This window comes from Hydrogenophaga sp. GW101-3F08 (assembly GCF_059424585.1).
Window position 1 is genome coordinate 339,339 of sequence record NZ_JBWKZP010000002.1, and the last position, 25,233, is coordinate 364,571.

The following is a 25,233-nucleotide window of genomic DNA, read 5'->3' on the forward strand; positions in this document are numbered from 1 at the left end:
AGGGCTTGACTAGCTGCGCCTTCGACAGGACGGGGCCCAAGCAGGACATGAAAGCAGGCCCAGTTGAGTGGAGGGCTGCTTCAGCTTGACTCCATCAAATCCGACCCTCATCCCCACCGCAGCGAACTGACTAGGAAACAGAACCAGATGAATGCTTCGATGTACCAACAATTTTTTCTGGTGCAACAGTCCCATTGGTGGTTTACCACTCGCAAAAAAATCGTCCTCGATACCATCGCCCAATTTCGCCAAAAACATGTTGATGGCAACATCCTTGATATTGGTTGCGGTTGCGGCGTTATGCTGAATTCACTGCAAAGCCTCGGCCCTACATCTGGTCTTGATATATCGGATGAGGCGATTCATTTTTGTCAAGAAATATTCAGCGGTGAAGTCAAAAAGGGTTACTTGCCGGACCAGGTTCCTTTTCCTCATGGAAGCTTCAGTCTAATTACCGCGCTCGACGTTATAGAGCACATTGAGCAGGATCAGCAATCGCTCAAAACACTCTACGATCTATTGCGACCCGGTGGCCAAGCTGTTGTCACAGTGCCTGCATATCAGTTTCTCTGGTCGAAGTTTGATGAGATCAATGAACATAAACGGCGTTATACCCTGAAGGAGTTACGTGAAAAACTGCAGCAGGCAGGTTTTAAGATTGAAAAAATCTCGTACTTCAATAGTCTTTTGTTTCCATTGGTTCTTTTCGTGAGAATGCTGAATAAGTTGCTTGGCCGTGATGGGGCGTCTGATATTGAACTGCCTGGCGAAAAAATGAATACACTGCTCGGGAAAATTTTTGGATTGGAGGTCGCGGCCTTGCGCAATCTGAATTTGCCCTTTGGAGTATCGATCATTGCCGCAGTCCGGAAATAATCTGATTTGCCTTTAATTTATCAAATTAAATATATAGTATGCAGCCGAATCCGACCACCATACGTCTGTCCATCGTTTTGCCGATTTACAAGGCCGAAAAGACGCTGGTGGCCCTGCTGGAAGAACTGGTGCCGTATACCCATGAGCAGTGCACCAGTCAAGGTCGGCGTTTTGTCGTAGCCGAGATCCTTTTGGTGCATGACTGTGGACCGGATCGCTCTGATCTGGTGATAGAACAACTTGTACAGCAGTACCCCTTTGTCAAATCTATCTGGCTGTCGAGAAACTTCGGACAACATGCCGCCACCATGGCCGGCATGGCCAGTTCAACGGGTGATTGGGTGATAACAATGGATGAAGATGGGCAGCAAGACCCCAGCTATTTTTCACAGCTTATCGACACAGCGGTAAATTCTAGTTATCAGGTTGTCTACGCGCAACCAATAAATATTCCACCTCATGGCTGGCTGCGCAACATTCTCAGTGCGACAGCAAAAGGCATTGCTAATTGGTTATTGCGCAATAGTCAAGCGGTTAAGTTCAATAGCTACCGTTTGGTGGATGGAGAAATCGCTCGGACTTTAGCTGCATATTGTAGCAATGGTGTGTATCTTGATGTCGGTCTTTTTTGGATAGCCTGTCGGATTGGTAGTTGTCCTGTTAAACTTAGAAATGAAATGGATCGACCATCAGGATACTCTTATCTGAGGCTTTTTGGACATTTCTGGGGTTTGGTTCTGTCTACTGGAACGCAACCGCTTCGGATAATTACCGCGGTTGGATTTGGTTCCATGCTGATGGCAATAGTGGTCACGCTTTATGCTCTCTATGGAAAGTTTTTCCTCGGAAATATTGTGCCCGGTTGGACTTCACTACTGATTGTCGTGTCCTTTTTCTCAGGAACAACCCTGACCGCGATTGGCGTTATTGCAGAATACTTGGCCATGACAATGGGTATCGTGATGGGAAAGCCTTTGTACGTCATTGCCAGCAAGCCGACCCGAAGCGGCTTGCCAAAATGAGTAGGAGCTGGGTGCTGGGTGGCTCGGGCTTGCTCGGCTCGGCCATTCAGCGTCAGTTGCGGCTTTGTTTGCAACCTGTCTTTACACCCCAACAGCGCATTCGTTGGTCCGATCCGTGCTGGATTGAGGAAGACCTGGATCGGGCAGTGCAGCAGTTTGCCCAGCAGTTGAACGCAGGCTCGCCTTGGTCCATCTATTGGGCGGCCGGAGTGGGTGCCATGGGGAGCTCTTACGAAGAGTTGTCGATTGAGACCCGGGCAATGGCCATTCTGTTGGGCCTGATTCAAAACCAACATCGCCTGCGGCATACACCAGGGCGTATTTTCTTCGCGAGTTCGGCCGGAGCTATTTATGCAAACTCGCCTGACCACATCATTAACGAAACCTCGGCCATTGCACCCAGTACCCCGTATGCCCAGGTAAAACTGCAGCAGGAGGCAATGCTGATGCAGTTTCAACAACAGCATCCGGCTATGAACTTATTGCTGGCTCGTCTCTCCACAATCTATGGGCCGGGGCAAGCCAGCGGAAAACAACAGGGCTTGATCGCAATGGTTGCCCGGCAGATGCTGCGCAATCAGATCATCCACATTTATGTGCCCTTCGACACGCTGCGCGACTACATCGCCGTAGACGATGCTGCAGCCACGATGATCCGCTCCCTGGATGCCTTGCCCGGCGAGTGCGGTCAGCATCTACGTATCATCGCTTCAGGGCAACCGACCAGCATTGCGCAAATTGTGCAGACCTTTCGGCGGATTGCCCGCCATCCTCCCAGGATTGCCATCAGTAGCCATGCCTTGTCTCATCTCTACGCCAAGCAGCTTAATTTTCAGTCCAACTATGCCGAATTCAACAAGAGCTCAATACAGACCAGTTTGCCGGTCGGTATTGCCAGAGTCTTTGAATATGAGCGCCGACGTTACAGCGTGATATCGAGTTGAATCAGTTTCTTTATGCATGAACTCACGCGGGCTGAATCTTTGACGTCCATTGCTCCTCTCGACCCTCTAACTGTCCTGTACGATCCCCCTTGAGGTCATATCCCGAATGAGAAAGATTGAAATTCATTATCTGCTGAAGTATGCATCTAGCGGACTGCTGAACACACTGCTTGGATTCGTTGTAATTTTTTTGGCAATGGCGCTTGGCGTATCTCCATTGCTGTCCAATATTGCAGGTTATGCAACTGGTCTTGTGCTCGGATTTTTCGTATCCAAGAAATTTGTCTTCCGCAGCCACGGCCATTTTGTGAAAGAAGGCCTGCGTTACCTGCAGGCATTTGTTCTGGCATTTTTGTGCAATCTCGAAGTGTTGCAACTTTGGTTGCATCGGTACCCATCGCAAGCCGCACTTGGTCAGCTCGTTGCCGCTGTCATCTATACCAGTTTAATGTACATGTTAGTGCGATTTTATGTTTTCAGAACGGCATCTAACAGCGTCTCCACTTGATAATAGGTTAAGGCGTCAGACCGTCTTTCATGCGCGATGAACACCGATATTATTGCTGGCCTTTCGTTGTCGCAATGAGCGTTCGTACAATAGTAACATAATCAAAATTATAAGGCTAGAAAACGAAATCATCAAGCCCCGCTGTAATCCAATTGGGGTATACGTGAATTCAATCTGATTTAGGCCGGAATGCAATACTAGGCCGGTAAAACCAAAATTGACCTTTTGCAGTGGCTGGACTTGACCGTTGACGGTTGCGGTCCAACCCAGGTCGTAGGGAATGGATAGGAATAACAGCTTTTCTTGGTTCAAATTCAGCGTCCCAGAAAATCGATCCTCAGTGAACTCTCTAATGGTCAACACATCGGTACGTCGGGCCGATCTGGCATATGAATCCAAGTCCGTGCCATTCAGCGTAGACATACGTCTGGCATGTCCCGACCAAGGTGTTTTGACGATTGGGGCATGAAGCATAGAGCGGACTTTATCCTCAGGCGACAAACGACCCCAATCGCTGTCGAGCATGTAGTTGTCATAGGTAAAGCCAAACGGTAGAAAACCTTTTCGGCGATAAACGTGGACATCCCCTATAGAACTGAGAGGCAGTAGTTCAGAGCTCTCCTGCATTCGTTTTTTTGAGAGCAAATATTTCACACTGAGCATGTCTGACAGACTGTCCTGTTCTCGCCCTTTCCACTGCAAGACATTGTGATGGCGGGTAGTCTTGAAAAGCTTAAAGAACTCAACAAAGCTTGGATGATTCAGAGAGTTGTAGGAATCCAAGGCGTTGTAGCCTTGCACCATCGAGTCGTTCAGACTCAACACCCAGTGCTCCTTTTCAATGCGATAGAACGAGTTCGGTGGCTCTGTTAGAGACCGAATAGCTGCAAGGCTGTCGTCGAAATAAGGAATCTCCTTGTTAGCCTCAAGGCCTTTGGAGATCACACTGCGCTGGGTAAAAGAAGGGTGATGTTCTTGAATGAACTCATAGGCAAGAAGACATAGCAGAATGAAGAGCCAGAGGGGTTTTTCGCCAGAGCGAATCAACAGGGTTAAAAGCAGTGCATATGCCAATAGATACAACTGAATACGCCAATACGCCCCCGAAGGCCAAAATGTCGGTGAAGCTGTTGGGTTGCTATTGTGTAGATTCAATACATATAGTGTCAGAGTCGTCAGCGCTAATGTCGCCAGCAGCAAAGGAATATGGATTTTCTTCTGCCGCAGCATGGCGTCAAGCACAAGCAAGCCCAGCAGGATCTCTAGCAAGATCACCCCGTATCCCCAGCGGTAAGATGGGTACTGAAAACCATTCATGAGCGAGGCAAAGCCATGCGTGCTCAGCAGGGTCGTACCTAGCAGTAGCGCCAGTATCGTCAAAATTTTCCCACGACGTGAAAATACAGCTAGAAACTGAGGAATAACCAGTAGCCACAACAGGCCACCATAGAGCTGAAGTGATTCGTAGTAATTGAGGTAACCGCGGTACTCTGAACCAATGCCTTCAAGATTGTTCGAAAATAATCTCGAAACCAATGACCAATAGTAAGCAGGGGGGTTTGGTTCGAAAAAATGGAAAATAGTGGCAAATAACCGCTCCAAGGTGTCGCCGGATATTCTAGGGCTGGCGCTGAGCAAGTAGTACTCAGGCAGCCAAAGTGCGGCTGCCAAGCCTAAGCCTAATAGAACAGAAAATACCAAACGCTGCACAATTTCCCAGCGAGCGATTTCCTTGGGGATTTGCCAAGTGCTCGACAAACGAAACAATAAATACATCGCGCCAAATATTGCCATTTGCCAACAAATCGCTATGTTCAATGCAAGAAATGCTGTGCAGATTACTGTTGGCAGACGACGCTGCGCAATAATCGAGGCTTCTATGGAATACAGTAGAAGAGGGAGGAAAATAATCCAGCTGGCGTAAAAGTAGTGCTGACCAAAGCCCAGCAAGAAACCGCTAAATGAAAAACAGATCGCTCCAATTAAGCTAAGCCATTGGCGAATCGAAAGTGCTCTAAAATAGATGTGGGAAAAAAAGGCGGCGAAGCAAATCTTAAGCAAATATACCCAAATCAATGCCGCGGCAAGTCGTTGAGTTCCTCCAAAATATAAAATTCCGGAAAAAGGGTCGAGCAGGTATTGATAGAAAATTAGAATGCTGGCGCCAGAGCCAACGCGAAAGGACCAGTATGGAAGATGGCCGCTTTCAAAATATTCAGTTAGTAGGTGGTAAATCGGATAATAGTTGTATAAAGTATCGCTGCCAATATCGGCGAAAAGATAAAGATTGTCGCCGAAGAGAAAGTCTGAAAAAATGCCCAAAAAAATTACCGACATGATGCTGCCAAATAGCAGCAGCAATTGACTTTTTTTAAGGTTGATGGAAGGCATGCTTTGAAACGGATATGTGGCGCTAATGGCGATAGCGTCAAATGTAACTCATCGGGGGTGATTGTGCTATTGAGGCGGTTGGCGTCAATTTATCGGCAGTTTTTTTGTAACGCTTTCGAAAGACTGCTGATCTACTCCATAGCATCTATTTCGATGGCTGTGTTATCAAAAATAGAAGTTCGAGCTGATCTTGCTCCAGGCGGACTCTTGTTATTGCTTAATGGTTGCGGTCGCTGGGAGCAAAGGTCATGTACACCGGCCGAATACCGCTACGCGTCCACTCGCTTCGTTGTTGGTGGTTCTGACAATCCGACGACAAGAGGGCGAACGCCAAAGTGTAGGCTGCGCAACATAGCCTCTCGGCGGTAGACACTTCATCTACTTCAGGCATTGTGCTTCCTTCGTCCCTCTCTACACGATTGCTAAATACCAGCCAAATCAGTAGACTGACTTCCGAAGTTATGCGTTCTTATATAAAAGGAGTTGGTCTGATATGTATTGTAGAAATACTAATCAGACCTCTTTAACTCAGTTGAAGGTATAGCCGAAATTGACGTGCGCGGCAGAACTTTCATATCCAAGTTGCAGCTATTTGGAAGCCGTCTTATGATTCTTTAATTTAGAATATCCGTGTGCGATTGGAAACCCAATTTTGACTATTTTCAATAGAACAAATCTTAGGAATTTGGAGCGTGTCTCTTGTCTAAATTACACCAGAATTTTGTAATGGCGCGAAGAGGGCGCGTTATCTTCCAAGACAAAGAAGAGGTAATCAGTTGCAAATCGGCGGCAGCATAATGATGAGCACTCTCAAGATCTTGAATTGTTGTCTCGTGTTCGCGACGATCCGTATTGAGTTGATCGATGTGTGAGCGCAGATTGTCGATGTGGGTATTCAGGTTGTCAATCAGGTCGATGTACTCGGAATGATATCTCTTAAACTCAGCAAGGGAAACGTTTTTTGGATAGAGACTTTTGAGCTGGGCATTGACAAATTCTTTGTGGGACAGAATTTTCACTTCTCGTGACTGCGCAATATCGGAGTCTATTGGGGTTCGAAAAATGGAAGTGAATCGATCAACATGCAGAAAAGGGCCGGCGCAAGCATATTTGAGCCAAAGTAGCCAGTCCTCCAAGCCATCTTGGTCTGCGTACATTCCCCCATAGTCCAGAAACAAAGAGCGCTCAAACAAAACTGCTTGAATGGGCATCAAGTTATGATGTAACAAACGCAGCATGTTGTATCCATTGGAGAAAAACTTGTAAAAATCGGACTCGCGTTGGATAAATGTATCGGTTTCCGTGCGTACGACCTCAGACTTGAGCTCGATGGCATTCGAAAATGCAGCCCGATAGCCGGGACTGTTTTTTAATGCGTCCAAAAGGATGGCCACATGATGCGCAAAGAAAAAATCGTCATCATCAAGAAAATTGATGTATTTGGCCGTACTGGAAAGCAAGCCCGTATTACCTGCCGCGGACCGACCAATCTTTTCGCACGGTAGGTACAAGATGCGGGAATCATTGATCTCATCCAATAGACCCGAGTAGCTGTGGCCGCCGTCCTCTACCAAGATAATCTCAAGATTGGCATGCGTTTGGCTGAGAATTGACTGCAGGCAGGTGCGAAGAATCGACATCCTGCCGGGCTGGGTTCGAACAATAATCGATACGTCAGGTAAGGACATATTCAACCTCGATCTAGGTGGAGGCAGGAATAGAGGAGGGCTGTTGATTCACACCTTTCTTGGTGGCTAAAACATGCCTTCTGACCCAGTCTATGCGCAGAGCACACAAACGGTAATGTGGATCTGCCAGAACGGAGTTCTTTTGTGCGCCGGTTGTGAGTGCTAGGGTATTCGGCGAGCCAGATGTTCGGAAGTTGTAGTCACCGGCAAATACCGGATGTTTTAGTGATTCCCAGTCTGAACCTTCTTCCTCGAAGATTTGAAGGGCTATAAAGTAATCTTCCATGAAGCGCATAAAGTCAAAATAGACAATGGATGAAAGGTCTATTTTTTTAAGATCAAGCACATAGCTGTGAAGTGGGATAAAGTTATCGTCGAAAAATTCGTCAAAAGTAAACCGATCGGTAAATAGGGCGGTTCGTTGGTTGACAATGTGATTTAAACCATCGTAGTTGGAGCAATAAAGACGGCCAAAAGTGATGGCCTTGCCGGTCTGGCGTAAGCGACTGATCAGTGTTGAATAGGCAGCAGGGAAGATGGTGTCGTCGTAATCAAGAAAGGCTGCATATTGAGTCTTAACATTTTTGAGGCCCTCCATGAGCAACTTTGATCGTAAATCCGGAACTTCTTTGGTGGAAGCAAAGTTCAGTATCTGTGGCTTGATTCCCGGCTTCCAAGGAATGACGGAAAGTGCAGCTCTGATCCGTGCCATTTGAGCATCTGAAATGTCTTGGCCCAAAAGCATGGGGTGCACGACAACCTCTTGTTGCGCGGCAAGGCAATACATTGCATCAATAAGAGATCCCTCATCCCCGGTGGTGTGAAATCGAACAATGGTACTGATGTGAGGAGCCGACTCATCTGTCCCAATGCCAACCAGATAGCAGCGAGTATCAGAGCAAAGCCTATGAATTCTAGATTCACCAAATTTGATGGAGCTGCATATGACGGCTGATTCTCCGCGGAATATATGCTCGCCGTCAACAATTGTTCCTGAAAAGTCAGAATCATTAACCGTATAAGCATGGCAATTGGCGTGCGAATAAATGAGTCCATTCTCTACCAAACGGGATAAGAATGCTTCTCCAAAGATCACTGGCTTTTTGAAGTGCAAATAGAGTTGGGCCGCTTCGTGAATGACCTCGGAGCGAGAGATGGGTAGGCCTAATGAGGTCAATAATTCGGAAATATCAGGGTCTGCAACAAATTTTATCTGATCTAGAAATTTGGACTCTCTAAAGCATTGCCTCAGCTGCAATGCAAACGACGTCGATGTGCTAATGGCATTTCGAAAGGCTTCGGATAGATCAATCCTAATAATTGGATTTAAACCTGTTGTGAAGGGGGGTGGGATGTCGTTGAGGTCGAGATTCGACATCGCTCGACCAATCGCGTTTAAGTATCCGTAGCCGTACTTTAAATCGGGTTCAAGATGGGCGCCCTCAGCCCATTCGTTCCATGCATTGATAACAACAATCCGCCGATCTTCTGGTAGGCGCTCCTCGGCGTCTCGGATCAATGTGGTCAACCAAGTTTGAAAGGACCGCAAGCTGAAATTGTGTAGCAACAAGCCCCGTTCTTGGTAACGAGCCGTGTTGTCCCAGACTGGAACCAATGAGCGAAAGTATTCGAATTCCTTGTTACCGTCTTGAGCTTGGTAATAGTCAGCGACTTCAGAATAGTCCAGGACACTCCCGACAAAGCCTTGGTAGGCATTGAGTTCGGAGCGGCGTTCTTGGACATTACCATCGGTCCAATCATGAAGTGGTCGCTCTACCGCTGCATCGAACTTGTAATCGCGCGGATCTGTAGCCCCTCTGGTAAGGGTCGATACGAGATACGGTGTCGCTATTCCTGCGTCTAGGCACTCTCGCTGCCAAGCATCTATGTACTGCTGGATTGAAGGAATGGACGCTGGTCTATAGATGAATAGGACAGGACGTTCGTCTATCGTGATGTACCGCTTGTCGCGGAAGAATGGAATAAGGTAGCGAATGAAGCGAACGGCATCGTCGAGTGAATAGTCTTGCGATAGCAAGACCTCTTTCTCATTGCCGTCCCATGTGCGTGTCCAGTTTTCGTTCGCCCAGCAGAAACAGAAGTTGATGGCGATTTTTGGATTGGCCAGTAATGCTTTTGCAGGGCCTTCAAGGATGAGCTTTCCAGTGAACCAATAATGGTAAAAAATGAGCCCATGCATTCCTGCTCGGGCGAGCATATTGGCTTGCTTTTCCAAGACGGTAACGTCCGAGAGGTCATAGAACCCAATGTCAGCCGAAGGCGTGTGCTGTTGATAGTGAGAGGCAAACTGCTTGTTTGCAGTTCGAGTCTTGTTCCATTCGGTGAACCCCTTTCCATGCCACTCGTCATTTTCGGGGGTTGGGTGAAACTGCGGAAGATAGTAGGCCAGCATCTTGATGCTGGGATGCTTGATGGTGTCGTGAAAATCGAACGATTGTTGATAGTCTGGCGATATCGTTAGTTCGTCAGGTGTTGACAAGTGATAGGCACGCCCTTGATCTTTGCTACAGAGCGTAATGAAGAACAGCTGAAGAGTGGCGAATTCCAGATGAAGGCGCTTGAGATTCAGAAACTCGGGAGATGAGAGCAGCTTATGGCTAAATTCTTGAAAACGAGCGAACAGGTTTGACGATATCCAATAGCCGGAATGTAGCAAGGGCGCTTCTGCTTTGTCCCATATGGGAGCCACCCCGAGAACATTCTGAATCAGGGTGTTCAGAGTATCCTTGCAGTTGCCAGTGACAGACAAGTGTTGGGGAAGTTTTTCCAAGTCCCCAATTGATACAAAATCGATGCCTTCCGCGGCCAGTCTTAAGATGTCAGGACATTGCGCTTGGATGGTGGCTCGACCAATATCAAAAGATACCGAACAATCACTGGTTGCAAGTTTGTCAGCAACTAAAATCCAGCCAGCTGTATTTTGAAGTGTGATACCGCTAGCGGAGGTTTGAATACTTTGGAGCTGTTCGCTCAATGAGGCGGATTGCTGACTGGGTTCGAGGATGCCGCTAGTTTCGACCAGTTGCCGCGCTGCATCTGTGTAACCGACATTTCGAGTACTGATGAACGACTGCTTCAACGAGGTCGTGAAATTCTCATTCTGGCTAAACACCAGAAACCCAATGTGAACCTCGGTCTTGATTTCAGAGAGATAGGGGTTGGCGAAGGCAGATGTCAGTTGCATACTGACGCCAGGGGCCTGCGCGATAGGTTGCTTCCTGCTGTTCGATGGAGATATAACTCGACTCTCGTCTTTTCCATGTTGAATATAGTGCAGCAAGGGGTTGATGCGCAGCAGGCGAACATCTGCGTTGTTCTGCAGGTAGAAGGTCGTGGAAAATGAGGGTGATGGATCACGCCCCTCCATCCAACCATTTACCAGATAATGAAGGGCAGGATCCGGCTTGGCATTGGCAACGTCTGGGTATTCTTGTAAATAGAAAACCGGATCGAACAGTCCGCTCGAATTTAGCAGTTTGGTGCCCAGTGCTTTTTTAACAAAAGAAGGTGTGATCTTTGCCTTGATTCGGGAAAGCAACAGCTTTGCTACAAACCTGGATGTGAGAAACTGGTCGTAGCGACTCGGCTCGGGTTCGGGCACGGCGTTGGCACCATTGCCCATTTGCGATGGAATATCGGAGGTAGGGCGGCCAGAATGGATTGCACTGACCGGGGTGGTATCTCTTGATGTTTGAAGAATTTCAACATCTCGGCGGCTATCATTCAGCCTCTTCATCAAATCGTGGTTTTGTTGTATCAGATGACTCAGGCGCTGAAGCCGGTCATTTGGATGTTCACAATTGAGTGGGGAATCGGGCCACCAGTTTAGAAATTCAGTATCAGGCCTTGCCTGCACCATGGACTGCAACTTGGCCTCTTGCAAAGCATATTCATCCAGAATATTGTCCTGAAGCTTGGGGTCAATATTCTTCAGTACCTGCAGAATGAAGGATTTGCGTGTATATTCTGTCGCATTTGCCGGTTTGGCATGAATGCTGGACGATTGAAGGAAAATTAATAGACTTCGAAATGCAAGCCACCCAAGAGGTATATTGCGCGGCCACGTCCATTCCTGGTCAAAAATGTGCCCGGCTCCATTGGCGTCGATGATAAAATTGCCAGGCACGGCATCAACAAGCGTTCCAGGGATTGGTGTTGTCAATGAAATTTGATCGCGAGCGATGCCTGTTACCAAGCTCAAAAACTCAATGAAAACTGAAGCAAATTCACTAATCTGCCAGGAATCTATTGATGTTATTTTCCGCATTCTTGACGAAATCAGCTCCCCTTCAATGTAGGGCGATTTGGCAGGCGGGTGGAAAGAAATTGGGTCGTCGGCTGTTTGATCCCTATCTTCTGAAAGAGATGTAACAAGCACGTCAATAGCTGCTCCATCACGATCCTGAACGAAGCGCGTTACTTTGGCGTACGATTTCTTGCGCTCCGTAGAATAATGTTCGGCCAATAGTTTATTTTCCAAGGCCCCCGTCGGGCCGGTCTTGGCTGCGACGATCAAATGAGAGTTTGCTAAATCAATCAGCAGTCCATTGTCCGAAATGGACTTCCATGCCAACTCTTGCGCGAAGTGAGGAGGGGTGGATGTTTGTCTATCTTTCAGGCTTGCTTGTGCAGCCAACTCACCCATGAGTTGGGGGGCAACTTTGGCTCCATGCGAGGAAATGATGGTCGCCGGGAACTTATAGTCTGGAAACGCAGCGTGGATATCTACCACTTGAAAACCCGCTGCCTTTAGCTTGGTTTCGATTTCTTTTCGACCGTATGTCGTTGGCTCCCGCGGTTGGTAGCGGCCCTCGATGCCATACATTTCTTTCCAATGGTGGTCTTCAGGTGCACCGGCAAAATATTTGAGCCCCAGCTTGTTCTCAATGGCGATGATCAATACACCATCGTCCTTCAGCAAACTATTGGCCTTATTGAGAAATGCTGTAGAGCCGTCCAGTCCGGCATCGGTATACACGTTCGCATACTCGAAAACACCAATGGATGTGACTATGTCGAACTGTTCAGCAGACTCGAAAGCAAAGAGATTTTCCGCAATCACAGTTACGGAATCGATGTCGCGGGTCCGGGCACGTGCAATACTTGCCCGTTGAAGGGATCCTTCAATGGATGTGACCCGTTGTGCCGTTTCACCGAGGTATCGGGTAATTGCACCGCAACCTGCGCCGATTTCAAGAACATGTGCACTTTTCAGCGTGTTTTCAAACGGGCGAAGTATATTGGCCCTTGTTGGGGAGAAATGATAGGTGCGAACCCAGTCATCACACGACTTTAGAAGATCCGGAGAAAAAAGGCTGACGTCATTGGCGGATTGAATGATGTGAAGAAGCTCCTGCTCTGCGGCCTCTCCATCCGTGTAGTCTGTTCCGCTGTAGTCGTTGCGTTTCCATACACCGCTACTCGGATGCAGGGAATATTTTTCATGGGGCATGTGCTTCATGTTGTTACCCACCAATCAAATCAATGGACCCATTCAAGTTGGCAAGTCCATGGAAACGTTTGTCGGGTAGCACTTGTATGTGAATAGAGTCGTAGCGGCGGTCGTGTGGCACGATTTCTCCATCTTGAACAGATGCGAGACCGAGTGAGATGAAGTAGTCGCCGCTAGCGATGGCGCTGGTGAATGCGATTTCAACAACGTGGCTCGTGCCCTTTTTCCCAATCTCGGTAATCGCGGCAGCTTCTTGGCTTTCAGAGTTGATCCCGTATACTGTTATGCCTTCTTTTGTTTTTAATGTAAATCCAAATATGGGGCGCATGATATCTGCATGGAAGTGGATTAACGTCTCTATCCTGATGTCCGTATTTGTCGGGTAGGCAAGAGCGTTGGAGTTTCCGGAGTTGTCCAGGATGGTAAAATCGAAAATCTGCGCAGCTCCATCTCCCCAGCGATACTCATGCGGATTGTAGTTCGGACGGGTGTGAAAGACATCCTCGTCCCTCAAGCCAATGTCTTCAGCCGTTAGGGCAGTGCAGATAGGCTCTGCATTTTTTTTCTCTTGTTGATCGACGTGTCTCTTGACTCCGAATAGGCGGTCCAGATAGAGGTGGGTGATTTTTTTTGGATCACCCTGTTCAATCAACTGTCCTGAATCCAGCAGGATCGCACGAGTGCAGTGGGTGACGATCTGTTCAGTGGAGTGGGTCACCAGCAAAATGCTGGTTCCATTGCTCTTCAGTTGTTTTATGCGCTCAAAACATTTGGCTTGAAACTTGGCATCCCCAACAGCGAGAGCTTCATCGACAATCAGGATTTCTGGATCAATTTGAGCTTGTACAGCGAATGCCAAGCGAACAGCCATACCGCTGGAGTAGGTCTTGGTTGGCTGATCAAGGAAGTCCCCAATGTCAGCGAATGCAGCGATGCGATCAAAACGATCATCAATTTCCTTTCTGCTTAGACCCAAAATGGATCCATTCAGATAGATATTCTCACGGCCTGTAAATTCAGGATTGAATCCTGAGCCAAGCTCTAATAGTGCAGCAATCCTTCCGCGGACAGTCGCTGTTCCGGCGGTCGGAGTCAAGGTACCTGAGAGAATCTGCAAGAGAGTTGATTTTCCGCTACCATTTCTGCCAACAATGCCAACGGTCTCTCCTTTGAAAACCTCAAAGGATATGTTGCGCAGGGCCCAAAACTCACGATGAAAGGTTTTTGCTTGTCGTCCGCTGAGCGCTGCTAGCTTCCCGGAAATCAGTTCTTTAAGGCGGTGTTCTGGTTTTTCGTATATGCGATACAGTTTGGACAGGTCGTTGGCGATAATGACATGATCAGAGGACATCTGAAAATCCTCTTCTGGTCTTTTGGAAGAATGCATATGCGAGGCAAAGCATCAGAATAGAAGCGGCATAAGATATGGCCACACCTTGCCAGTATACGGGAGTGTTCCAATACAGAACGGCTCTGGTCTGTTCAATAATGAAAGTGAGTGGATTCAGATGTAGCCAACCACGAAATTCGATTGGAATGGCATCCACCGGATAAAAGACCGGGGATACAAATAGAAGAACGTTGAGTACAATGCTCAATGTTTGAGCCAAATCTCTAATGAATACTCCCAGTGCCGCTGTTAAATATGAAATCGCTAGTGAGAAAAGTATGAGCGGTGCGGCTACGATGGGTAGAAAAACTGCGTGAAATGGCACATGACGCGTTGTTATGGCGGTTGCTAGAGTGATCAATGCAATATTAATTAAGTATTGCACAAGGCTTGAAATGACGATGGATGTTGGTAGCAGTTCCAGCGGGAAAATGACGCGCTTGACGTAATTGGTATTTGATCTGATGGCTTCACAGCTTCGACTCACCGATTCAGAGAATAAGTTGTGTGTGGTAAGGCCTATGAAGAGTAGAATTGCAAAGGCTGATTTTTCTGGAAGTTGATTGACTCCCCACCTTGCCTGAAATACCGTGGAAAACACATAGGTGTACACCAGCAGCATAAATAATGGTGTAGTGACCGCCCAGAATATTCCAAAGACCGTACCCTTGTACTTGGATGCAACATCCCGGGTAACCAGCTGGGTAAGCAGGTCTTTATATTTCAGGTGATTGACCACCAAGGATTTGGGGCTGGTCGGTGGCGCTTCATTGGAATTCATGTGAACAGATCGGCCTCAATCAGTGTCTTGCCGATTTTATCTTTATCCGAGAGAATGGGGTTTTCCAGTTGCCAATCAATATTTAATTGGCTGTCATTCCAGACGATGCTGCGCTCGTGGGCCGGCGCGTAGTAGTCGCTGGTCTTGTAGAGGAATTCGGCGGTTTCACTGAGCACCACGAAGCCGTGGGCAAAGCCTTTGGGCACCCAGAGCTGGTGCTTGTTTTCTGCGCTGAGGATGGCGCCCACCCATTGGCCGAAGGTGGGCGAACTGCGGCGGATGTCCACCGCCACGTCGAACACCTCACCCTGCGCCACGCGCACCAGCTTGCCCTGGGCCTGCTGAATCTGGTAATGCAGGCCACGCAGCACACCCTGGCGGGACTTGGAGTGGTTGTCCTGCACGAAATCGACTTGGTAGCCCACGGCTTCTTCGAAGCGGGCCTGGTTGAAGCTCTCGTAGAAGAAACCACGGTCGTCGCCAAAGACCTTGGGCTCGAACAGGATGACTTCGGGAATGGCGAGGGGGGTGGCTTTCATGGATCAGCGCAGCGCTTCTTTGAGGATCTGTTGCAGGTACTGGCCGTAGCCGTTCTTGGCCAGTGGCTGGATCAGGGCTTGCACCTGTTCAACGTTGATCCAGCCGCTGCGGAAGGCAATCTCTTCCGGGCAGGCCACCTTCAGGCCCTGGCGTTTTTCCAGTGTGGCGATGAACTGGCCGGCTTCGAGCAGGCTGTCGTGCGTGCCGGTGTCGAGCCAGGCGTAGCCCCGGCCCATGACTTCGACGTGCAGCTGGTTGGCTTCGAGGTAGAGGCGGTTCAGGTCGGTGATCTCGAGCTCGCCACGCGGCGAAGGCTTGAGGTCTTTGGCCAGCGCGGCCACCTGCTGGTCGTAGAAGTAGAGGCCGGTCACGGCGTAGTTGCTCTTGGGCTGGGCCGGTTTTTCTTCCAGGCTCAACACCCGCCCCGTCGGATCGAACTCGGCCACGCCGTAGCGGTGCGGGTCGTTGACGTGGTAGGCGAAGACGGTGGCGCCGTCGGCGCGCTCGGTGGCGTTGTGCAGCAGGGCCGCGAAGTCGTGGCCGTAGAAGATGTTGTCGCCCAGCACCAGGGCCGAGGGGTCGTTGCCGATGAAGTCTTCACCAATGATGAAGGCCTGCGCCAGGCCGTCCGGGCTGGGCTGCACGGCGTACTGCAGGTCCAGTCCCCACTGGCTGCCGTCGCCCAGCAGTTCGCTGAAGCGCGGCGTGTCGTGCGGTGTGGAGATGATCAGGATGTCGCGGATGCCGGCGAGCATCAGGGTGCTCAGCGGGTAGTAGATCATCGGCTTGTCGTACACCGGCATGAGCTGTTTGCTCACCGCCTGGGTCACGGGGTAGAGCCGGGTGCCGGAACCGCCGGCCAGGATGATGCCTTTTCTTTGCATGGTGCTCACAGGATCTGTTGCAGGATGTGGTCCAGGCCTTGCCGCCAGGAGGGCAGGCGCAGACCGAACGTGGCCTGGAATTGTGAAGTATCGAGACGGGAGTTCAGGGGACGCCGGGCGGCCGTCGGGTAAGCATCTGTTGCAATGGCCTGGATGTTGTCGGGCGTGAGTTTCAGCGCCAGGCCGGCCGCCTGGGCCTCGGCGACGACGTGGCAGGCGTAGTCGTGCCAGTTGGTTTCGCCACTGGCGGCCAGGTGGTAGACACCGAAGGGGAACTCTTGCGGTCCATCGGTTTGCAGCCGGCGCACCACGTGGGCGGTCAGGTCGGCCAGCAGGGCGGCGGAGGTGGGTGCGCCCAGCTGATCGTTCACCACGTTCAGGTGTGTCCGTTCGGTGGCGAGCCGCAGCATGGTTTTGGCGAAGTTGTGGCCGTGCGCGCCCACCACCCAGCTGGTGCGGAAAATCAGGTGGCGGCGTGTTGCGCGCACCAGCGCCCGCTCGCCTTCGAGCTTGCTTTGCCCGTAGACGCCCAGCGGCCCGGTGGGGTCCTGTTCGTTGTAGGGGGCGGGCTTGCGCCCGTCAAACACGTAGTCGGTGGAGAAGTGAACGACACTCGCGCCCAGGCGTTCGGCCTCTTCACCCATGATGCCCGGCGCCCGGGCATTGACCGCCATGGCAGTCGCGGTCTCGCTCTCGGCGCGGTCCACGGCCGTGTAGGCCGCGGGGTTGACGATCAGCCCAGGGCGAACATCGCGGATGAGCGCGCGCAATGCATCGGCATCGGCCAGATCGCAGTCACCCGAGTCCACGGCATGCACGCTGCCCAGAGGGGCCAGGGAGCGCTGCAATTCAAACCCGACCTGCCCGTTCTTGCCGGTCAGGAGGATGTTCATGCAAGCGCCCCGTACTGCTGGCCGATCCAGTGGCGGTAGTCGCCGCTCTGCACGTGCGCCACCCAGTCCGAGTGCTCCAGGTACCACATCACCGTCTTGCGGATGCCGCTGTCGAAGGTTTCGGCGGGCTTCCAGCCCAGTTCGCGGTGGATCTTGCTGGCGTCGATGGCGTAGCGGCGGTCGTGGCCTGGCCGGTCTTTCACGTAGCTGACCTGGCTGCTGTAGGGCTGGCCGTCGGCGCGCGGTTGCAGTTCGTCGAGCAGGGTGCAGACCGTGCGCACGATCTCGATGTTGGGTTTTTCGTTCCAGCCGCCCACGTTGTAGGTTTCGCCGGGGGCGCCGGCTTCGAGCACGCGGCGGATGGCGCTGCAGTGGTCCTTCACATACAGCCAGTCGCGCACCTGCATGCCGTCGCCATAGACCGGCAGGGGCTTGCCGGCCAGCGCGTTGACGATCATCAGCGGGATGAGCTTTTCCGGGAAGTGGTAGGGCCCGTAGTTGTTCGAGCAGTTGGTGGTGAGCACCGGCAGACCGTAGGTGTGGTGGTAGGCGCGCACCAGGTGGTCGCTGGCCGCCTTGCTGGCCGAATACGGGCTGTTGGGGGTATAGGGCGTGGTTTCGGTGAAGGGCGCGTCGCCCGGGCCGAGCGTGCCATAGACCTCGTCGGTCGACACGTGCAGGAAGCGAAAGGCACTCTTGGCCTCGCCGTCGAGCGAGCCCCAGTGGGCGCGCACCGCCTCGAGCAGGTGGAAGGTTCCGACCACGTTGGTCTGGATGAAGTCTTCCGGGCCGTGGATGGATCGGTCGACATGGCTTTCGGCGGCGAAGTTGATCACCGCGCGGGGGCTGTGCTCGGCCAGCAGCCGGTCGAGCAAGGCGCGGTCGCCGATGTCGCCTTGCACAAAGACATGTCGGTGGTCGTCGTGCAGGCTGGCCAGGTTTTCGGGGTTGCCCGCGTAGGTGAGCTTGTCCAGGTTCAGCACGGGTTCATCGTGTTGCTCCAGCCAGTCGAGCACGAAGTTCGAGCCGATGAAGCCGGCGGCACCGGTTACGAGAATCATCCAAGTCTCCTAGAGGGTCGTTTCAGCGTGAGGGTGAGCCGCTCGCCCGGCCCGTGTGGGGCTTGGCGGGCAATCGGGGCAAGGGTGTCTGTGCATCATCGGCCAGGTGGGGCGCCACCGGTCTGGTCAGGGCGTTGCAGGCGGCCCAGGTGCTTGAAGAAGTAGCGGGCCATGCTCGCGGCATGCCAGCGCATGTACCGGGGGTTGCGTCTGCTGGCGCGCTGGGCTTCGTGAATCACGGTGACCCCGGGATCGCACACCACCTTCCAGCCCGATTTCCACAGCCGGGCGCAGATGTCGACATCCTCATAATACAGGTGGAATTTAGCATCAAAGCCTCCCACATCCCGAAATGCCGCCGCGCGAAACAGCAGGAACATGCCCGCCACCCACTCCACGTCTTGCGGGTCGGAACGCTCCGTGGGCTGGAGGTGGTAGCGGCCGTCGTCCTGCCCCAGGAGTTTTCGTCCCAGGTTCCAGGGGGTGGGGAAGTGCCGCGCGTTGTCTTCGGGCCGACCCGCGGGGCTGAGCACCAGCGGAGCGACCACGCCCACGCGCGGGTCCTGCATGCAGGCCAGCAGGCCGGGGAAGGGGTCGCCGATCAGGCGGATGTCCGGGTTGGCGACGCAATAGAAGGTCTGCTCGTTGCCTTCAAAGGCCTGGTTGTGGTTGCCGGCGAAGCCCAAAGGCTGCGCATTGGTGAGCTCGCGCGCGGGGATGCCTTCCGGCAGGCGCAGGCCGGATTCGGGCAGGTTGTGGGTGAATACCAGCTCCGTCACGCTGCCCAGGCCCTGGAGATCGGCCAGAAAGCGGTTGGCCAGCGCCACCTGCTGATGGCTCACCACGGACAGGCGGATGCCCGCTGGGGTGCCTTCGCCCTGCGGGTTGTGGTGCGAGCTGGCTGGGGACCGGCCCGGTGTTGCACTCATAACAACCTCAGCACACGGTAGATCGTGCGCTGCAGGGGTGGAAGGCGCAGCGACAGGCCGCTGGCCAGCCACAGGCAGAACTTCTGGCGCAGCGTCAGCTCGGCGCGGTAGCGTTCCAGGAAGGCGCGGGCTTGCCGGGCGTTGAGCTGGAAAATCTCGCCATGGCGGTCATCGAACAGGCGGTGAAAGTAGCTGCGGAACACCACCGGTTCGGTTTGCGCTTTGGCGCCGATGGCGTTGTGGGCGTGCTGCCGGTAGTCGATCAGGGCCTGGTCCAGGTAGTCGCGGCTGCCCAGCGCGCTGGCCACCAGGGACAACCACCAGTCGTGCATGATGGCCTGCGGTGGCACCGGCAGGCTCTTGTGCAGCAGCGCGCGGTTCATCAAGCTGGTGCAGCCGGTGAGGGTGTTGCTGAGCAGTTGGGCGGCAAATCCGCTGCGCTGGACCTGCAGGCCCTGGTAGCGGGCCATGGAGGGGGCGATCTCGCCGCCGTCCTCGTTGATCACGCGCAGGTCGCTGTGCACCAGCGCCGGCAGACCGGGGTGTTGCGCTTCGAGCTCGCGGATGCGCGCCACACCGGTGGCCAGCTTGTCGCCGTGCCAGTGGTCGTCCTGGTCGGCCAGGGCCACATACACCGGCTGGCCCTGCAAGGCGGCCGGTGCTTCGAAGGCCAGGGCGGCCTGCATCAGCACCGAGAAATTCGCGCTGGCGCCCAGATTGCCGCGCTGGTCCTCCAGCAGCCGGACCTGCCCGGGATAGCGCACGACATAGTCACGCAGGATGTCCAGCGACCGGTCCGAAGAAGCGTCGTCGCGGCACAGCAGGAGGACCTGGACCCGCTCCTGGCTCAGGATGGAGTCGATCTGGTTGGCCAGGAAGCGTTCGCCGTTGTAGACCGGCAGCAGCACCAGCACGGTGCCGGGCGGAAGCGTTGGGGAGGAAGCGTCGGTCATCGGGTTCAGATCTGGTTGAGCAGGAGGCCAAGCCAGAGCGATGCGCGCCCCGCGCGTGTCTGGCGCCACAGGCCGCTGGAGCGGTAGGCGCGCAGCCGCGCCAGGGCGCCGGGGCATCGGCGCATGGCCTTGTAGTTGTCGAACTGGCGCAGCGCCTCGACGCTCAGATGGGGCGACAGGTCGTTCATCGCGGCTTCGGTCTGGTCGCCCCAGGCGCGGTACTGGCCCTGCAGCAGCAAGCGCACGCGCTGCAGCTTGTCCCAGGAACGGCCCTGCGAGCCGATCAGGTTGCCGGCGTGCTGGCGGTACAGCAGGCAGGGTTCGGGATCGAAGCGCATCGTGCCGCCGCAGCCGGTGACCGCCTGGTAGGCCGACCAGTCGTGCCAGACCGAGTGCGAGGGCTGGATCAGGCGCAGCAAGCGCAGCAGTTCGGTGTTGAAAACCATGGTGTTGCCGCTGCACACGTTTTGCAGCAAGGCGTTGCCAAAACCGAGGGGGCGTTCGGGCAGGGGGCTCAGCCCGATGGGTTGCAGCTGCTCGTTGACCAGCCGGGTGCGCGCCGCATACAGCGCGGGCTGGCCGGGCGCCGGCCGCAGTTGCGCCAGGGCTTGCGCGGCCCGGCCGAGCTTTTGGGGCAGCCAGACATCGTCCTGGTCGCTGAAGGCGATCAGGTCGTGTTCGCTCAAGGGTTGCACCGCTTGCAGCAGATGGAAGAAGTTGGCGGTGGAGCGTTGCCGGGGGCCTTGCAGCAGGCGCACGGTGTGGCTGCTGTGCCGAGCGGCAAAAGCCTGGCAGATCGCCACCGTGTCGTCGCTCGATCCGTCGTCGCTGATGCTCAGGGTCCAGTTCGGGTGCTCCTGCGCCGCGATGGAGTCGAGCTGCGCGCCGATGTGGGCGGCGCCCTGGTAGCTCGCCAGCAGGATGTGGATACGGGGTGGTGGCAGGTCGTGCATGGCGTTCAGCGCGGCGTCACAAGACTTTGCGGCTCATCAGACCCAGCCCGAAAGCCAGGCTGTCGCCCAGCATCGTGGCCAGCCGCATGCTCACCCCCAGGCCCACGGCAGCGCCCGCGCCCACCACCGGGGTGAACAGCAGCACCATCATGGCCTCGCGCACCCCCACGCCGCCGGGTGCGCCCGGCACCACATAGCCGACCAGCCAGGCGGCGGCGAACAGGATGGTCATGGTCGGGTAGTGGCCCGCGTCGATGCCAAACAGCCACATCGCCTGCAGCTTGAGCACGCCGCCGAGGATCAGAAAGCCCAGCAGCACCACGGCGCCCACCATGAGCGAGGTCTTGAACGAGCTGGTGGCCAGCGGTTTGCCCCCACCGAGGCGTTGGCTCAACGCGGGGAAGAAGTGGTTGAAGAGGCGAATGGCGATGGCCGGCACCACCAGCAGGCCGGCCGTGAGCAGGCCCAACCCGAGCGGACCGAGCGAATACGGCAGCATCGGCAGCAGCGCTCTCGAAAAAAGCAGCAGGGTGAGTGCGGCGAAGCCGGCACCCACCGCGAGGTTCCAGACGGTTTCGACCAGGATGGTGCTCAGGGTCACGGCCACCGGGATGCCCACGGCGCTGCCCAGCGCCGCGCGCCCGGCGTAATGGCCCACGTTGCCAGGCAGGTACTTGCCGAACTGTGCGATCGCGATGATCTGCATGGCTTTGGGCAAGGAGGGGGCGACGCCCTGGTCGAGCAGCAGGGCGCGCCACATGTAGCCGTTGAGGGCAATGGTGGCGGCCACGCCAAGCACCGAGGCGAGCGCGGCCAGCACGCCGTAGGCATCCCAGTGGATCGGCGGGATGTCACCGAGCCGCTTGTAGAGCTCGCTCAGGAAGTAATAGAACGCCAGAGCGACCAGGGCGTAGGCCATGGGCTTGAGCAGCTTGCGAGGCGTCATGGGGTGCGGTGCGGCAAAAGGAAAGGAATCGACCGGAAGAGCGGACCCGCGAGGGATCGCGGGCGCGTCCTGCCGTGTCTAGGGCGCGGGTTTGCGACCCATCACACCGTCCAGCAGCGCCTTGAGCTCGGCGCCGAAGTTCTTGATGGTGCAGAACCGCTGGAAGATCGCGTGCCCGTTGCGCGCGATCTTCTCGCGCAGCACATCGTCGTTCTTGAGCCGCAGGATCGCGTCGGCCAGGGCCTGCGGATTGGCCGGGGCCACCAGATAGACGCTCTCTTCGTGTTTGAGCAGCTCCTGCACCGGCGCGTTGCGCCGGGTGATGAGCGGCTTGCCCACGCCGATGGCTTCGATCACCTTGTTGGTCAGCACCAGATCGGCCCGCGCGTTGTCGCCAAAGATGCCGAGGCAGACGTCGGCGCGCGCCATGAAGCGCGCGAGTTCGGCGTAGGGCACCGGTGCGTGAAAGCTGACGTTTTTCAGGTCCAGCTCGCGCGCGAGCCGCATGTCTTCGTCGTAGGTGATGCCCTTGCCGACGATCTGGAACGAAACGTTCTGGTCTTCCAGCAGCTTGGCGGCTTTCAGGATGTGCCGCACGCCGTGGAACGGGATGTATTCGCCATGGAAGTGGACCAGGAAGCGGCCATCGGGCTCGCGCGCCGAGCCCGGGCGGATGACCGCGTCGTCCACCGCCAGGAACAGGCGCCGGAACTTGCTGGTTTCGGTGTGGATGACACGGCCGAAGTGCCCGATCACGTGGTGGCTGTCCAGGATGGAAAGGCTGGCGGCCTTGTAGGACAGCCAGTCGCTCAGACCGTAGATATGCGCCTTCAACGAACCCGGTGCGGCCTTCTCGCGGTCGAACACCATGGTGTCGTAGGTCGTGATGTACATGTCAAACACGATCGGCTTCCAGGTCAGCAAGCGGATCAGCGGGGTCAGCAGCTGGCCGTAGAAACCCACCAGCACCAGATCACAGCCGGGGGCCTTCAGCAGTGTCTGCAGCAGCAGGCGGGGGTAGTGTTTGAACGATTTGTCGGGAGGCAGGCAGGCCACGACCTCGTAGCCGTTGTGTCGCAGGGCGTTGAGCACGATGCGGGTGCGTGAATAGGCCTCTTCGCGCCCGGCGACATACAGAATTTTCATGAATGGCGTGATCAGTACTGGATGTTGGCCAGCAGCAGCAGGCTCGAGGTGTTCTTGACGTCCTGCAGTTGGGTGCCGTAGGTGGCGCTGAAACGCAGGTTCTTCGCCACGTCCAGCGCGGCCTGCAGGCCCAGCCGGGTGCGGCTGATCTTGGCGGAGGGGAACAGCTCGCGCTGCACCACACCCGGTGTGCCCGCTTCCTGCATCGACACCATGACCGAGTCGCGGTGCAGGCTTTGCACGTGGGACAGGCTGCCACCCAGGCGCAGCTGCTTGTTGCCAGCGAGGTGGATCGGGTCGGCCTGAAAGTCCAGGCCCAGGCCCGAGAGCAGCTCGTTCATGCGGGAAGAGCTGAACAACACGTCGGTGGTGTAGAGGGTCCGGGTCAGCGCGGGGTCCATGCTGTGGGACTGGCTGGTCAGCGATACCCAGGGCGTCACGTTCATGGCGCCACTGCGCAGCGGGTAACGCAGCTTGTTCTCCAGCGACCAGGTGTCGCCCTTGCTGGTGTTCTCCAGCGTCAGGTTGACCATGCTGTCCTGGGCATAGCTGTTGAAATTCAGGGCCATGTGCGAGAGCTGGCTGCTCAGCAGAAAACCCGACACCGGCTTGTGCCAGTACAGCGACACGGCGTCCGAGGTGAACCGGCGGGAATTGCGCTGGGCCGCCGTTTCGAGCAGTTCGGGCTGCTCGTGCTGGAACACGGCCACGCCCAGCCGGCTGTTGCTCGGGTTGTCCTCGGAGCCCAGGTTCATGTCCAGGGCCAGGCCCCTCGGAGACTGCTGGTCCTGCTGCCGGGTCGCGGCGAAGGGCTGGAACACCTTGCCGTTGAGTGGCTTGAAGCTGAACGGCTTGCTCTGGTCCATGCCCAGCGCCACCAGCCTGAAGCCCGGTTGCAGCCGTTTCTGGCCCGCCATGCTCAGCACGAGCGTGCCATTGTCGATGTCCTTGTTGAGCTGCTCCGCCGCGCCCGCGCCGGCGCTCACGCTGTTGGCCCAGTCCCAGCCCCGGCTCAGGTAGTGCTGGTACACCCGCGTGATGATCTCCTGGCCGCGGTTGCCGAAGTGGGTGGCGTCGTGGTAGAGCGCATCGACGGACGAGCGCGAGCTGTCGGCGGTGGTGACGTTGGTGAAACCGTACGCCTGCGGGTCCTTGAAGACCCGTTCAAACGCCGTGTACATGTCCACCGCAATGATGTTGGGGTTGCTGTTGGCGATGCCGGCGAGCATGGTGTTCCAGGCGCGGACCTGGTGATCGACGCCGTCCGACACGCCGGGGCCACGACCCCAGGCGTGCAGCTGGGTCACGAACAGGCGGCGGTTTTCGTTGGCGGCGCCTGCCTCGATCAGACGGTCCACGCCGGTCTTGTAGCCCGTGGTGGAGCGGGTCAGGCCGTCGGGGCTGCCCGTGCGCCCGATGTCGTTGTGCCCCAGGTAGACCACCGTCAGGTCGCGGTCGACGATGGGGTTGCCACTGTTGAGCGCCTTGTTGATCTGTTGATCGAAGGCCCGCAGTTCGCCCGACTGTGCCCGGGCGCCACCGATGGCGTAGATGCTGGACTGGGTGACCGTGCCACGGGCCTGCAGCTGCTGGGCCCAGTTGATGGTGCCGATGGAGCTGGTGAAGTTCGGGTCGGAGTAGCTGTCGCCGAACACCCGCATGGTGTTGACCTTGATGCTGGCCAGGCTGCTGCTGTTGTCGGTGCTGAAGGGGTTGGCCACGCCGGGGGCGGATGAGCCCGAGCTGGCGCAGCCAGCGAGAATCAGGCTGGCACAGATCACGGTCAATGACAGGGTGGATGCAGGTTTCATGGCGTGGCCGGGAACGGGTTGATGCTGGGTGAAAGAATCGAAAG

Annotated in this window: 19 protein-coding genes; 4 read left to right on the top strand and 15 right to left on the bottom strand. The window is 54.9% G+C overall.

Going from position 1 to position 25,233, the window contains the following annotated elements; all coding sequences use genetic code 11:
• Positions 1-147 precede the first annotated feature (147 nt).
• The 4 genes from AC07YZ_RS07245 (at position 148) to AC07YZ_RS07260 (ending at position 3,350) form a co-directional block, all read left to right on the top strand.
• Positions 148-876: a class I SAM-dependent methyltransferase gene (locus AC07YZ_RS07245; protein ID WP_494794265.1), complete on the top strand. Its 729-nt coding sequence runs from the start codon at positions 148-150 to the stop codon at positions 874-876.
• A 38-nt stretch (positions 877-914) separates the two neighbouring features.
• Positions 915-1,898 carry a glycosyltransferase gene (locus AC07YZ_RS07250; RefSeq protein WP_494794266.1) on the top strand — a complete coding sequence of 328 codons (984 nt, stop codon included), beginning with the start codon at positions 915-917 and terminating at the stop codon, positions 1,896-1,898.
• Positions 1,895-2,842 (top strand): NAD-dependent epimerase/dehydratase family protein, encoded by a 948-nt coding sequence (locus tag AC07YZ_RS07255; RefSeq protein ID WP_494794267.1) that lies wholly within the window; start codon positions 1,895-1,897, stop codon positions 2,840-2,842. The genes AC07YZ_RS07250 and AC07YZ_RS07255 overlap by 4 nt, the downstream gene beginning before the upstream one ends.
• Before the next feature lie 106 nt (positions 2,843-2,948).
• A complete protein-coding gene (locus AC07YZ_RS07260) occupies positions 2,949-3,350 on the top strand; it encodes a GtrA family protein (protein ID WP_494794268.1) in 402 nt (133 codons plus the stop codon).
• 27 nt (positions 3,351-3,377) lie between these two features.
• Here AC07YZ_RS07260 and AC07YZ_RS07265 read toward each other — a convergent pair whose 3' ends face one another.
• The 15 genes from AC07YZ_RS07265 to AC07YZ_RS07335 form a co-directional block, all read right to left on the bottom strand.
• Positions 3,378-5,741, bottom strand: a complete 2,364-nt coding sequence (locus AC07YZ_RS07265; RefSeq protein WP_494794269.1) for a YfhO family protein — start codon at positions 5,739-5,741, stop codon at positions 3,378-3,380.
• Positions 5,742-6,418: 677 nt separating this feature from the next.
• The gene (locus AC07YZ_RS07270) at positions 6,419-7,429 is read right to left on the bottom strand and encodes a glycosyltransferase family 2 protein (RefSeq protein ID WP_494794270.1); all 1,011 of its coding nucleotides are present in this window, start codon (positions 7,427-7,429) and stop codon (positions 6,419-6,421) included.
• A gap of 13 nt (positions 7,430-7,442) precedes the next feature.
• Positions 7,443-12,911 carry a glycoside hydrolase family 99-like domain-containing protein gene (locus tag AC07YZ_RS07275; RefSeq protein ID WP_494794271.1) on the bottom strand — a complete coding sequence of 1,823 codons (5,469 nt, stop codon included), beginning with the start codon at positions 12,909-12,911 and terminating at the stop codon, positions 7,443-7,445.
• 4 nt (positions 12,912-12,915) lie between these two features.
• Complete coding sequence (locus tag AC07YZ_RS07280) at positions 12,916-14,253, bottom strand: ABC transporter ATP-binding protein (RefSeq protein WP_494794272.1); 1,338 nt, start codon at positions 14,251-14,253, stop codon at positions 12,916-12,918.
• The gene (locus AC07YZ_RS07285) at positions 14,243-15,073 is read right to left on the bottom strand and encodes an ABC transporter permease (RefSeq protein WP_494794273.1); all 831 of its coding nucleotides are present in this window, start codon (positions 15,071-15,073) and stop codon (positions 14,243-14,245) included. The genes AC07YZ_RS07280 and AC07YZ_RS07285 overlap by 11 nt, the downstream gene beginning before the upstream one ends.
• Positions 15,070-15,612 carry a dTDP-4-dehydrorhamnose 3,5-epimerase gene (gene rfbC / locus AC07YZ_RS07290; RefSeq protein ID WP_494794274.1) on the bottom strand — a complete coding sequence of 181 codons (543 nt, stop codon included), beginning with the start codon at positions 15,610-15,612 and terminating at the stop codon, positions 15,070-15,072. Before rfbC ends, AC07YZ_RS07285 begins: the two co-directional genes overlap by 4 nt.
• A gap of 3 nt (positions 15,613-15,615) precedes the next feature.
• On the bottom strand, positions 15,616-16,497 hold the full coding sequence (gene rfbA, locus AC07YZ_RS07295; protein WP_494794562.1) for a glucose-1-phosphate thymidylyltransferase RfbA: 882 nt from the start codon (positions 16,495-16,497) through the stop codon (positions 15,616-15,618).
• Positions 16,498-16,502: 5 nt separating this feature from the next.
• Complete coding sequence (rfbD, locus tag AC07YZ_RS07300; RefSeq protein ID WP_494794275.1) at positions 16,503-17,390, bottom strand: dTDP-4-dehydrorhamnose reductase; 888 nt, start codon at positions 17,388-17,390, stop codon at positions 16,503-16,505.
• Positions 17,387-18,451 carry a dTDP-glucose 4,6-dehydratase gene (gene rfbB / locus AC07YZ_RS07305; RefSeq protein ID WP_494794276.1) on the bottom strand — a complete coding sequence of 355 codons (1,065 nt, stop codon included), beginning with the start codon at positions 18,449-18,451 and terminating at the stop codon, positions 17,387-17,389. Before rfbB ends, rfbD begins: the two co-directional genes overlap by 4 nt.
• Before the next feature lie 95 nt (positions 18,452-18,546).
• Positions 18,547-19,380 (bottom strand): glycosyltransferase family 2 protein, encoded by an 834-nt coding sequence (locus AC07YZ_RS07310; protein WP_494794277.1) that lies wholly within the window; start codon positions 19,378-19,380, stop codon positions 18,547-18,549.
• Positions 19,377-20,333, bottom strand: coding sequence for a glycosyltransferase family 2 protein (locus AC07YZ_RS07315; RefSeq protein ID WP_494794278.1), 957 nt, complete (start codon positions 20,331-20,333; stop codon positions 19,377-19,379). Before AC07YZ_RS07315 ends, AC07YZ_RS07310 begins: the two co-directional genes overlap by 4 nt.
• 5 nt (positions 20,334-20,338) lie before the next feature.
• Entirely contained in the window at positions 20,339-21,286 is a 948-nt protein-coding gene (locus AC07YZ_RS07320) for a glycosyltransferase (RefSeq protein ID WP_494794279.1), read from the bottom strand.
• A 16-nt stretch (positions 21,287-21,302) separates the two neighbouring features.
• Positions 21,303-22,232, bottom strand: a complete 930-nt coding sequence (locus AC07YZ_RS07325) for a lysylphosphatidylglycerol synthase domain-containing protein (RefSeq protein WP_494794280.1) — start codon at positions 22,230-22,232, stop codon at positions 21,303-21,305.
• 78 nt (positions 22,233-22,310) lie between these two features.
• Positions 22,311-23,378: a glycosyltransferase gene (locus AC07YZ_RS07330; RefSeq protein ID WP_494794281.1), complete on the bottom strand. Its 1,068-nt coding sequence runs from the start codon at positions 23,376-23,378 to the stop codon at positions 22,311-22,313.
• An 11-nt stretch (positions 23,379-23,389) separates the two neighbouring features.
• Positions 23,390-25,189: a GDSL-type esterase/lipase family protein gene (locus AC07YZ_RS07335; RefSeq protein WP_226493821.1), complete on the bottom strand. Its 1,800-nt coding sequence runs from the start codon at positions 25,187-25,189 to the stop codon at positions 23,390-23,392.
• Between the last annotated feature and the right edge of the window lie 44 nt (positions 25,190-25,233).

Bases quoted from the DNA above. Each gene is read 5' to 3' on its own strand.
- AC07YZ_RS07330 (WP_494794281.1), bottom strand. From the start codon at position 23,378: ATGAAAATTCTGTATGTCGCCGGGCGCGAAGAGGCCTATTCACGCACC.
- AC07YZ_RS07275 (WP_494794271.1), bottom strand. From the start codon at position 12,911: ATGAAGCACATGCCCCATGAAAAATATTCCCTGCATCCGAGTAGCGGT.
- AC07YZ_RS07285 (WP_494794273.1), bottom strand. From the start codon at position 15,073: ATGAATTCCAATGAAGCGCCACCGACCAGCCCCAAATCCTTGGTGGTC.
- AC07YZ_RS07325 (WP_494794280.1), bottom strand. From the start codon at position 22,232: ATGACGCCTCGCAAGCTGCTCAAGCCCATGGCCTACGCCCTGGTCGCT.
- AC07YZ_RS07270 (WP_494794270.1), bottom strand. From the start codon at position 7,429: ATGTCCTTACCTGACGTATCGATTATTGTTCGAACCCAGCCCGGCAGG.
- AC07YZ_RS07310 (WP_494794277.1), bottom strand. From the start codon at position 19,380: ATGAGTGCAACACCGGGCCGGTCCCCAGCCAGCTCGCACCACAACCCG.
- AC07YZ_RS07260 (WP_494794268.1), top strand. From the start codon at position 2,949: ATGAGAAAGATTGAAATTCATTATCTGCTGAAGTATGCATCTAGCGGA.
- rfbD (WP_494794275.1), bottom strand. From the start codon at position 17,390: ATGAACATCCTCCTGACCGGCAAGAACGGGCAGGTCGGGTTTGAATTG.
- AC07YZ_RS07320 (WP_494794279.1), bottom strand. From the start codon at position 21,286: ATGCACGACCTGCCACCACCCCGTATCCACATCCTGCTGGCGAGCTAC.
- AC07YZ_RS07250 (WP_494794266.1), top strand. From the start codon at position 915: ATGCAGCCGAATCCGACCACCATACGTCTGTCCATCGTTTTGCCGATT.
- rfbB (WP_494794276.1), bottom strand. From the start codon at position 18,451: ATGATTCTCGTAACCGGTGCCGCCGGCTTCATCGGCTCGAACTTCGTG.
- AC07YZ_RS07245 (WP_494794265.1), top strand. From the start codon at position 148: ATGAATGCTTCGATGTACCAACAATTTTTTCTGGTGCAACAGTCCCAT.
- AC07YZ_RS07335 (WP_226493821.1), bottom strand. From the start codon at position 25,189: ATGAAACCTGCATCCACCCTGTCATTGACCGTGATCTGTGCCAGCCTG.
- AC07YZ_RS07265 (WP_494794269.1), bottom strand. From the start codon at position 5,741: ATGCCTTCCATCAACCTTAAAAAAAGTCAATTGCTGCTGCTATTTGGC.
- rfbA (WP_494794562.1), bottom strand. From the start codon at position 16,497: ATGCAAAGAAAAGGCATCATCCTGGCCGGCGGTTCCGGCACCCGGCTC.
- AC07YZ_RS07280 (WP_494794272.1), bottom strand. From the start codon at position 14,253: ATGTCCTCTGATCATGTCATTATCGCCAACGACCTGTCCAAACTGTAT.
- AC07YZ_RS07255 (WP_494794267.1), top strand. From the start codon at position 1,895: ATGAGTAGGAGCTGGGTGCTGGGTGGCTCGGGCTTGCTCGGCTCGGCC.
- AC07YZ_RS07315 (WP_494794278.1), bottom strand. From the start codon at position 20,333: ATGACCGACGCTTCCTCCCCAACGCTTCCGCCCGGCACCGTGCTGGTG.
- rfbC (WP_494794274.1), bottom strand. From the start codon at position 15,612: ATGAAAGCCACCCCCCTCGCCATTCCCGAAGTCATCCTGTTCGAGCCC.